The organism is Desulfoplanes sp. PS50 (assembly GCF_053851535.1).
Genome location: NZ_JBSPZA010000001.1, coordinates 278,421 through 288,499, shown reverse-complemented (window position 1 = coordinate 288,499; position 10,079 = coordinate 278,421). Strand labels below are relative to the sequence as shown.

Annotated in this window: 9 protein-coding genes; 8 read left to right on the top strand and 1 reads right to left on the bottom strand. The window is 55.1% G+C overall.

The window, feature by feature from the left end:
- The first annotated feature begins 168 nt into the window (after positions 1 to 168).
- From hemL to ACTVJH_RS01270, 4 genes are all read left to right on the top strand, one after another.
- Positions 169 to 1,437 (top strand): glutamate-1-semialdehyde 2,1-aminomutase, encoded by a 1,269-nt coding sequence (gene hemL / locus ACTVJH_RS01285; protein ID WP_455986660.1) that lies wholly within the window; start codon positions 169 to 171, stop codon positions 1,435 to 1,437.
- A 202-nt stretch (positions 1,438 to 1,639) separates the two neighbouring features.
- Positions 1,640 to 3,415, top strand: coding sequence for a hypothetical protein (locus ACTVJH_RS01280; protein ID WP_455986658.1), 1,776 nt, complete (start codon positions 1,640 to 1,642; stop codon positions 3,413 to 3,415).
- Between the two features lie 269 nt (positions 3,416 to 3,684).
- Entirely contained in the window at positions 3,685 to 3,879 is a 195-nt protein-coding gene (locus ACTVJH_RS01275) for a hypothetical protein (RefSeq protein ID WP_455986656.1), read from the top strand.
- Between the two features lies 1 nt (position 3,880).
- A complete protein-coding gene (locus ACTVJH_RS01270; protein WP_455986654.1) occupies positions 3,881 to 4,594 on the top strand; it encodes a ubiquinone/menaquinone biosynthesis methyltransferase in 714 nt (237 codons plus the stop codon).
- Between the two features lie 20 nt (positions 4,595 to 4,614).
- Here ACTVJH_RS01270 and ACTVJH_RS01265 read toward each other — a convergent pair whose 3' ends face one another.
- Entirely contained in the window at positions 4,615 to 4,812 is a 198-nt protein-coding gene (locus tag ACTVJH_RS01265) for a DUF2065 domain-containing protein (RefSeq protein WP_455986652.1), read from the bottom strand.
- Positions 4,813 to 5,021: 209 nt separating this feature from the next.
- On the opposite strand from ACTVJH_RS01265, the gene mqnB reads away from it, so the two are divergent.
- Genes mqnB through ACTVJH_RS01245 form a run of 4 tightly spaced genes read left to right on the top strand, consistent with a single transcriptional unit; the run spans position 5,022 to position 10,057 of the window.
- Positions 5,022 to 5,735: a futalosine hydrolase gene (gene mqnB / locus ACTVJH_RS01260; protein WP_455986651.1), complete on the top strand. Its 714-nt coding sequence runs from the start codon at positions 5,022 to 5,024 to the stop codon at positions 5,733 to 5,735.
- A complete protein-coding gene (locus tag ACTVJH_RS01255; protein WP_455986649.1) occupies positions 5,732 to 6,529 on the top strand; it encodes a 1,4-dihydroxy-6-naphthoate synthase in 798 nt (265 codons plus the stop codon). Before mqnB ends, ACTVJH_RS01255 begins: the two co-directional genes overlap by 4 nt.
- 41 nt (positions 6,530 to 6,570) lie before the next feature.
- A complete protein-coding gene (locus tag ACTVJH_RS01250; RefSeq protein WP_455986647.1) occupies positions 6,571 to 7,578 on the top strand; it encodes a polyprenyl synthetase family protein in 1,008 nt (335 codons plus the stop codon).
- 1 nt (position 7,579) lies between these two features.
- Entirely contained in the window at positions 7,580 to 10,057 is a 2,478-nt protein-coding gene (locus tag ACTVJH_RS01245) for an HDOD domain-containing protein (protein WP_455986645.1), read from the top strand.
- Positions 10,058 to 10,079: the final 22 nt, after the last annotated feature.

Here is a 10,079-nt window from a genome sequence, read left to right as displayed (position 1 = left end):
AATCTCTTAAATTTCTTAAATCTCTTAAATTTCTTAAATCTCTAAAATTTCTTAAATTTCTAAAATCTCTAAAATTTCTAAAATCTCTAAAATTATTTCCAAATACCACATGGTCCAAGCAGCTCGATTGTGACCTGAATAAGTACAAAAAATCAAAAAGGAAGTTATATGACCGACTCCAGATCACTCTTCAAGACAGCCCAGGAAATCATCCCCGGTGGGGTCAACAGCCCTGTCAGGGCATGTAAAAGCGTCCAGACCGACCCGCTCTTTGTCACCAGGGGCCAGGGCTCCCACCTGTGGGTCGAGGACGGACAGGAATTCATCGACTATGTCATGTCCTGGGGCCCCCTGCTCCTTGGACATAACCATCCCGCAGTGAACAAGGCCATTCATGCGGCCGTGGACAAGGGTACCAGCTACGGCGCCCCGTGTATGGACGAAATAAACCTGGCCAAAGCTGTGGTGGACGCTGTCCCCGGAGTGGAGATGATTCGGATGGTCAACTCCGGTACCGAAGCGACCATGAGCGCCCTGCGTCTGGCCCGTGGATACACGGGCAGAAACAAGCTCGTGAAATTCCACGGCGGGTATCACGGCCATGCCGACGCCTTCCTGGCCAGTGCCGGTTCCGGGGTGGCCACACAGAGCATCCCGGGAACCCCCGGTGTTCCCGAAGAAGTGGTCAAGCATACCCTGCTTGCCCATTACAACGATCTGGATGCGGTCAAGGAACTTTTTGCCAAATATGGTCACGACATCGCGGCAGTGTTCGTGGAACCGGTGGCCGGAAATATGGGGCTCGTGCCCCCCAACAAGACTTTTCTCCAGGGTCTGCGTGATGTGACCACCGCATATGGAGCGGTTCTGATCTTTGACGAGGTCATCTCGGGATTCCGGGTCTCCTTTGGCGGAGCCCAGGAATATTTCGGGATCACCCCGGACCTGACCTGCCTGGGCAAAATCATTGGCGGCGGTCTTCCCGTAGGAGCCTACGGCGGTAAACGCGAAATCATGAACCGGATCGCGCCCTGCGGTGATGTCTATCAGGCCGGAACCCTTTCCGGAAATCCCCTGGCCATGGCCGCGGGACTCGCCACGGTAAACACCCTGGTCAATCAGGACTACCAGGCTTTGGCTGAAAAAACCCGGACCTTCAGCGAGGAACTCCTGTCCATTTTGCGTTCCAAACAAATTCCGGTCCAGCTCAACCGGATCGCGTCCATGTTCACCCTGTTCTTCACCGAAGAACCGGTAACGGATTTTGCATCGGCCCAAAAAAGCGATCAGAATCTCTTTATCAAATATTATCAGCAAATGCGTAAACAGGGCATCTATCTGGCCCCTTCGGGTTTTGAGTGTTCTTTCACCTCATTCGCCCATAGCGACGAGGATCTGACCAGAACCCTTGAGGCGGCCGACACGGTCACCTTCTAACACCAAGCCGGAACAGAATGCACGTACTCGACGCAATGTCCCGCCGGCAGACGATATCGCCTGCCGGCTTTCGGACTCAAAAGGGTGCTGTCCTACAACGCGCCCTTGCTCGAAAACATGCAGGCAGCATAAAAAACATTGGCTCTCACAGAGGTTTCGGTACAACCCCGCTTTGCCAGGGACCAAACAAACGAGGTATCCCATGGGTGCACATGACAACGAAGAGATTATCGATTTGACCGATGTGATCGAAGAACCGATCTTTTCAGAATCGTCCTCACAGAAGACCAGTAATTTTTCGCCGGAACAGGCTATCGATTCCAGGGATCTCGAGGATGAATTCGAACAATTGCTCCAGGGAGCCGGCAGCTCACAGGACAATGGCAATGGCGGTGAAGTGAATGACGATTTGGACATCGAGTCCCTGTTCGAGGAGATGGAGCAATCACCTTCACCCCAGGAACCCGATGCAGAAGATCCTTTAAACAGGGAAAAAAGAAACCCGCCGGTTCATTTTTCAGAAGATTCAACCATAGAAGACATGTCCGATATTGAGGACATTTTTGCATCCATGGATGATGACACCACGAAGAACCCGTCATCTGCCCCGGATCAGGAACTCGAAGACCTTTTGTCCGAGGAAGAGCCGTTATCGGAATCCGAAACCGAATCCTTCCTGGTCGAGGACGAGTCCTCCGCGCCTGAAGCCGATAGCGAGCAGTCCGTTTCCCACGACCAGGCAGCCTCATCTGCCCCTGAAAGCCCATCTCTGGAAGAGACTTCCGGGATAGAGGCAACACTCTCACCGGATGAAGAAAGCATAGAAGCCTCTTTGCAGGAAACTGAATCTCCGATTGAAGATGCGACGGAAGAAGCTTTACAGGAAACTGAATCTCCGATTGAAGATGAAACGGAAGAGGCCTTGCAGGAAGCGGAATCTCCGGTCGAAGATGAAACGGAAGCGATGTTGCATGAAACCGAATCTCCTGATGAAGATGAAACAAAAGTAGTTCTGCAGGAAGCAGAATCTTCAGCCGAAGAAGTAGAACCTCCTTTTGAATCGTCCCTGGAAACCAGGACGGATGAGCCTGCAGGTGCCCCAGCAACAACTCCTGCAGATCAGACACTGGTGGAAGAACTCCAGGAACGGATCGCTGCCTTGGAGAACCGCCCCCAAAAGCCTGACCAGGAAACCATGTTCGCCATGCTCAGTGCCTTCTTTCAGGACAATGAACACGGGGCAGACATCCTCAACGAACTCACCGAAAGGGTAACCGCCCAGGTTCAGGAAACCGCAAAACAACTGGTGGAAAAAAAGCTCGACGCCTTGGATGTGCCTTCCTCTGAAGAGATAACTGCCATGGTCAAGGAAGAGATCAGCGCCTCGGTGGCGGAGAATCTGCCGGCCCCCGCTGATACCCGGAGCATTGTTCAGGAAATCCGTGAAGATCTCCAAAAAAAGGTCCAGGAAGGTATGGACGCATGGGAGGCCGAACGGATCGCCCTGCGTTCAGATATCGATGCGCTTAGGACAGAACCCTTGGACAAACAGACCGTGATCCGGGAAATCCGGGAGGATCTGGAACAGCGAGTCCAGGAGGGCATGGATGCCTGGGAATCGCAACGCATGGAACTGCAAAAGGAGATCGACCAGCTCAGGTCGGCCCATTCCGGAGAACCGGACAGCGCGGCCATTGTCCGGGCAATCCGCGAAGATCTTCAGCAGCGGGTCCAGGAAGGCATGGACGCATGGGAGGCTCAAAGAATCTCTCTGAATCAGGAGATTAACGAGCTGAAGGACACTATGACCCAGACATCCTCCAGGGAGCAGGCTCGTATCGACAAATGTGCTGCATCCATGGTCACCAGGGAAGATCTCCAGGCTATAAAAGAGGATCTCCAGGCAAACATCTCCAGGGAGATCCCCGGGGTTGCAGCCAAGGTCATCCGGGAAGAAATCGCTGCACTTATGAAGTGATATGTTGTGAAAAATACTCAGCCCGGGATTGTTTTTCAGAAGCAGATGCACGAACCCTTGCATCTGCTTCTGTTTTGTCACAGGGTTATGACTACCGGGCCCTGACCGCCCGAAGAACTCGACGAGCGAAAGGGTCCGTGCTATCCTATTTGGGCCAAAAGGGGGATGGCTCCACGGTTATTTCTCTTTTACCGCCCGGTGCTCGTTTGTTCCGTGTTGGTCAAACCCATTTCCCGGCCGGGCGGTTTTTTTCCCTCATCAAGGATATCATGGACAAAACCGAACAGCAGGCCCTGCAGGTGACCAAGGAAATCATGGTCAAATTCATTGAAGTGGGCAGAATCTCTCCCACCAATTTTCCCGAACATTTCGCCACTATCTACGAAGAAGTATTGCAAACCGTCATCAACAAAAGAGACGACTCCAACACCATACCGCCCCGCTGCGTTGAGCAGGAGAAATAGCGTGAATAGTCGTCCCGGCGACAGAAACCCCATCGCCTCCCTGTTCAATGGCATTGCCCGGTGGTATGATTTTTTGAATCATTTTTTGAGCGCAGGACAGGACGTCTATTGGCGTAAACGGCAGGTCAGAGGATTACGGGTGCCCCAAAAGGGGATGGTCCTGGATCTGGCAGCCGGTACCATGGATGTAAGCCTTGAGATCCTGCGCCGATATCCCGGAGTGAAGATCGTTGCCATGGATGTTTCTTCCTCCATGCTCGTGCATGGCCGGGCCAAAATCCCCGAGCGGCACAACGGCGCAGTCACCACGGTCCTGGGTGACGGTCGGATGATCCCCCTGCCTTCGGCAAGCATGGACAGGGTGACCATATCCTTTGGCATTCGCAATATCACCCCGCGTTTTCAGGCCTATGAGGAAATTCTGCGCATCCTCAAACCAGGCGGGAAGTTGAGTATTCTGGAATTTGGTACCGGCAGGGAGAGAATATGGGGAGGGTTGTATAACTTCTATCTGGACAAGATCCTGCCTTTGCTGGGTCGGATTGTTTCCAGAGACCAGGGAGCTTACCGCTATCTGGCAGAGACCATCAAGAATTTTCCCGATGCCGGGAGCCTGGCCCGGGAACTCCACAAGGCCGGATTCGGGCGGATCATGTACCAGCCTCTGAGTTCCGGGATTGTCTATCTGCACACGGCAGAAAAACCAAAAGCCTGAAAAAATCAAGATGGTGTAGACTAACTGCGGGCAATATAGACAAGAAGGAGTCCGGCCAGAATGGCGGTGATGCCGAGTCGGCGCAGGCCGGAGACAGGACTTCCAGCAAGAAGCTTGAGCACCTTGGGCATCCTTTCAGCCCACAGAAAATAGGGCAGGCCTTCGAGGATGAAGGCCAATCCCAAAGCGCTCAATAATAACGACCAGTCAATGTGCATGCTTTCCCATAGCCGGCGGGCCAAACACTTGTCCAGCAGAAGAACCCGGGGAACTTCCTGACCCGGATCATGCAACCTGCAAAATGACTACCGCCATCATCCGTCGGGGATTCCGTCGCTTTTTCGGCGACCCGGCGTCCGGCCCGCCTGCTGGAAAAAAATATCCGATTCTTTATACACCCCTTTGTATTTCCTGGAGAGAGGCCATCATGCTTGCCCTTATTTTTGCTACAGCCCGGGAATCCCGGGCATGCCTCGGTTCTGCCCATGTCACCATCAAGGAGGGCCAATGGGCAAACATCACCGTCCATGACCGACCATGCCTCCAGGTGATCACAGGCATTGGTCCGATCAACGCAGCCCTTGTCTTCGGCAAACTGCTCGCCACCTTTCCCGACCTGGAAGGTGTTCTCAGCCTGGGAATCGGGGGGAGCTTTGATCTCCAGGAGGTGGATCTGGGGGGATGGGCCGTGGCGTCCCAGGAGATATGGCCGGAGATCGGCATCAAATCCAAGGAATGCGTCCACGTCCAGGCCTTGGGGTTTCCTCAGGGACAAGCCGGAAACGATGCCATCTGGGACAGGGTAACCATCGATTCGGATCATAACGCCACGGCCATGGGGATCAGCATTCCAAAATCCATGGTCAGAGTTCCGTTCATCACTGTTGCCGGGGTCACATCCACAGAAGAAAGAAGACTTTTTCTGCAGACCATTTACCAATGCGGGATCGAAAACATGGAGGGATTTTCCCTCGCCCTGGCCTGCGCCACCCACGAACTGCCTTTTCTCGAAATCCGGACCGTTTCCAACCAGGTTGGTCCCAGGGACAAGGCGACCTGGAGAATCGACAAGGCCTTTGACCGACTCGGCAAGGTCATTCCCGCACTTTTTGCTACCACTATCCCTGAAAAACAGGTATGAACACAAACTCCCTGACCATCGGACTCTCTCCCTGCCCCAACGACACCTTCATCTTCGGTTCCTGGGTCCTGGGGCGGATTCCGGATATTCCCGGCCGGTGTTCCCGATTTTTCTGGCAGGACATCCAGAACCTGAACGAGGCCGCGGACCAGGGGCGGTTTGATATCGTCAAGGTCTCGGCGGTCCAGGCCCTCAGACTCGCGTCCCGGTACACCATTCTTGCCTGCGGGGGCGCTTTCGGCCTTACGCACGGTCCCAAGCTGGTCGCCCTGCCCGGGATTACCCACCCGCGCAGAATCGCGGTTCCGGGCATGCTGACAACCGCAATGTGCCTTCTTCGGGCCGCCATGGGCGAGACGTTCGAACCCGTCCCCATGACCTTTGATCAGGAAATCGATGCCCTGCAGCGCAAGCGTGTGGACGCGGCCCTGCTCATCCACGAAACCGCCCTGGTCTACAGGGACTACGGGCTTGACCTGTTCCTGGATCTCGGGAAATGGTGGCAGACGACCAGCAAAGGCCTTCCCCTCCCGCTCGGCGCGATCATGGTCCGCAAAGATATCGAGTCGCATAGGGGGATCACCCCGGCTGCCGTTGAAAAACAAATCCGGGCCAGCCTGGACCATGCGTATGCCCATCGCCCATCCATCAACCCGTTCATGCGCAGTCTCGCCCAGGAGATGGATCAGACCACCCTGGACGACCATGTCCAGGCATATGTCAATGCATATTCCCGCGACATGGGTCAATCCGGGCGCGCGGCACTGGAGCATCTGCGGACGCTTATTCCCTGAGACACGGCCAGGATCACGCCGCAACGCGGCATGACCGACACGTGTCCATCACCCTGTTACCCGGCGGCACCCATCGATCCATGAATATCCTCAAGGCCTACATGGCCCGGGAATTACCCCGCATCAACCAGACGTTGTACAATATGACCCAGGATCTCGAACCCGAGGTCCTTCCCCTTGTGGAGCATGTCCTCAAGGCCGGCGGCAAACGAATCCGCCCGGTCCTGACCCTTCTCACGGCCAGGGCGCTCGGACATACCGGTGACGATATCTACCCCATGGCCGTGGCCGTGGAGCTTCTGCATTCCGCCTCCCTGCTCCATGACGACATCCTGGACAATGCCGGTCTGCGCCGCGGAGAGAAGGCCGCCCATCTCGTTTTCGGGACGAGCCACGCCATCCTGGGAGGCGACATCCTCTTTGCCCTGGCCAACCGGATCGCCGCGGAATATAACATTCCCGCATTGACCCATTGCCTGGCCGAGGCGATCATGCACACGGCAACGGGTGAGATCAAGGAAATCGCCCTGCTCAGGAATCCGTCCATAACCCGAGCCCAATACCTGGAGATCATCACCGGGAAGACAGCTTATCTGCTCCAGGTGGCCTGTCAATGCGGGGCGATCATGGCCGGGGTGGACAGGGCACGCATGGAAAACGCCTCCTGCTATGGTCTCAATCTGGGCATTGCCTTTCAGATCGTGGATGATGCCCTGGATTATTCCTCGTCAGCCGGCATTTCCGGCAAACCCCTCGGGGGAGATCTCAAGGAGGGCAAGTTCACCCTGCCCCTGGTTTTCTATCTTCAAAAACTTCCCGACGACCGGAAAAAGAGCGTCATGGACAAACTGAAAACCAACGCCATGGACGAAGAGGATATCGCCCGGGTGGTTGCCGATATCCAGACAATGGGGTTGGATCAGAAAACACGAAACGAGGCGAGCCGCTATCTCGAGCAGGCCCGTACCTGTCTTGAAAAGCTGCCTGCCACACCCGAGAGGGACATCCTTTCGGAACTGCTCGATTTCGTACTTCACAGGGACAAATGACATGGCAGATCCCCAGACTCTTCATCGCAGAATTTCGAAATCACTTCGGTTGTGCCAGAAGACCGTCTTCCCACCGGTCATGGGCAAGGTTTTGCATGAGGCCATGCAGCCGGACCCGGATCTCACACGAATCGCCGACATCATCCGCATGGACCCGTCTCTCACAGCCATGGTCCTGGCCCTGGCCAACTCGGCCTACTACAATCTCTCCTCACCCGTTTCCGACATTCAACGGGCAGCGGTCGTCCTTGGGAACAAGGAGCTTGTCAAACTCATCCTCTTTGCCTCTTTTCAAAAAAACTGCACCTCTGCCGGCGTGAACAAGGGAGACCTCGCCCTGATCTGGAACGCCATCATCTGGGGGGCCACAGCCGCCGAACTTCTGGCCGAACGCCTCGACCCCAAACATGTTGCCAAGGCCTATCTCTGCGCGCTGCTCAAGGATCTTTCACGGATCCTTCTTATGACTACAGACGAATATCCCCTTTTAGTAAGCGAATTGACAACTTTTTCTCCCCAACAGGCTGCCCTTGAACAGAATCTCTGGGGAACCACCCATGAACTTCTGACCAAGGAACTCATCGACCAGTGGGCCCTCCCCGATATCTGCACCGAGGGCATCCTTGCCCATCATGACATGGACCATCTGGACCAGTATTCCCCCCTTGTCCAGGCGGTCATTCTGGGAACCAGATGGGCCGAGGTGGAATTCCATCACCAGGGAGATCCCGGCCCGGCCCTGCACTTTTCCACCCTTGCCCGAAGAGTGCTGGGACTTGGTGACGATCAATTTTCCTGTCTCCGCACCCAGGTAACGGAAAAATTCCAGGCGATCTGCGAAGCCCTGGATATTCCGCAACTCCCATCTGAAGAGCGGTTTTTCGAACACTCCATCAAATCCATGCAGGAGTTGTACTTTTTGAGCATGGATATCCGCCACGGCAAAGAAGGAATGGCCTCCGTGGTCAACTCCATCGGGATTCATCTCAAGCTGCATTGGGGCATCGAGCGCTGGGACCTGGCCTTGCGCACCCCTTTTGAGGACAATTGGATCATCTACCATGACCCTCACCGCAACCTCGCATCCAAGGCCGTCAGCCCTGCGGACATCCCCTGGAAACTTCACGGCCCCACCATCGACCTCAAGGATGCCGGCAAAAAAATCGGTTCGCTGCGCCTGGACGGGAAAGACCGCGGCATGGCCAAAGACCGTGACCTGCACCTTTATTTCCGCTTTGTGGGCCAGCATGTTGCCTCCTACCTCGCCAACCAGGCACGTGTGGAGTCCAAGGCTCAAACTCTCGATGCCATCCCCGTGGGCGTGGCCCGCCTGAATGCGGTGGGGACCATTCTCCAGACCAACGCCCATTTCAAGGCCATCAAACCCGGCCTGACCGATCCGAAAGGCAAAAATCTTCTCGACATTCTCACCAGTGAATTTGGCTATCCCAAGGATGCCGAGCTGAACGCCTTTTTTCAGGACACCCAACAAAGCGAATACTCGCGCATCTTCTGTCCCCTCAATGGACCCGACGATGCCTCCGAGACATGCATCTATTTGAGCGTTCATAAAAAACCAGAAGCGAACGAAACAGAACACATTGCCCTTGTCGAGGACATCTCCAAGGTCCGAAGTATCGAGTTCGACATCCTCAGGCAGCGGACCTTTCTGCACAACCTGATTTCATCCATGCAGGACATCGTCATGACCGTGGATCATGACGGAAAGATCACCTATGTCTCCCCCCTGGGCTCCCCGTCATGGCTCGGCAAAAATCTGTTTCACCTCACCAGGCCGGAAAAAACTACGGTCGCCCGCTGGAATCCTTCGTACCTGAAACAATCCGGCACCCCCGTCGAAGTGACAATGGGGACCGGCACCTCGGGCAAGCAAGGGTCCTACGAACTGATCATCTCCGAATTGACCCGGTCTCCCTTGCAATATCTGGTCGTTGGCAGAGATGTGTCCCAGATCCGGCGTTTGGAGAAAAAACTCAAGCACCAGGCGACCTTTGACAGCCTGACCAAGATTTTCAACCGCTACCAATTCGACATCGCCCTGGCCGAAGAGGTCAAGAAATGCACCCGAACAGGGCGTTCCCTGGGAATGATCTTTTTTGACGTGGATAATTTCAAGGGATTCAACGACCAGTACGGCCACCAGGCCGGAGACAAGGTGCTTGCCGGCATCGGATCTATCCTCCGGGCAAGTACCCGTCAGGGCATGGATATCCCCTGCAGATACGGGGGAGATGAATTCGTGGTCCTGGCAACGGAGATCGGCCATGAGCCGCTTTACAACCTGGCATCACGCATCAAGGAACTTTTCGGCAAACATTTTGCCAAGGATCTCTCGCTGAGTATCGGCATCGCCCTTTACAACGAAAACGAATCCCCGGAACTGTTCCTGGCCCGGGCCGACAAGGCCGGCTACACGGCAAAATCCCGTGGCGGCAACCGGATCGTCGTTGCCGAGTGATCTTCGGGGTGCGACAAGGCGT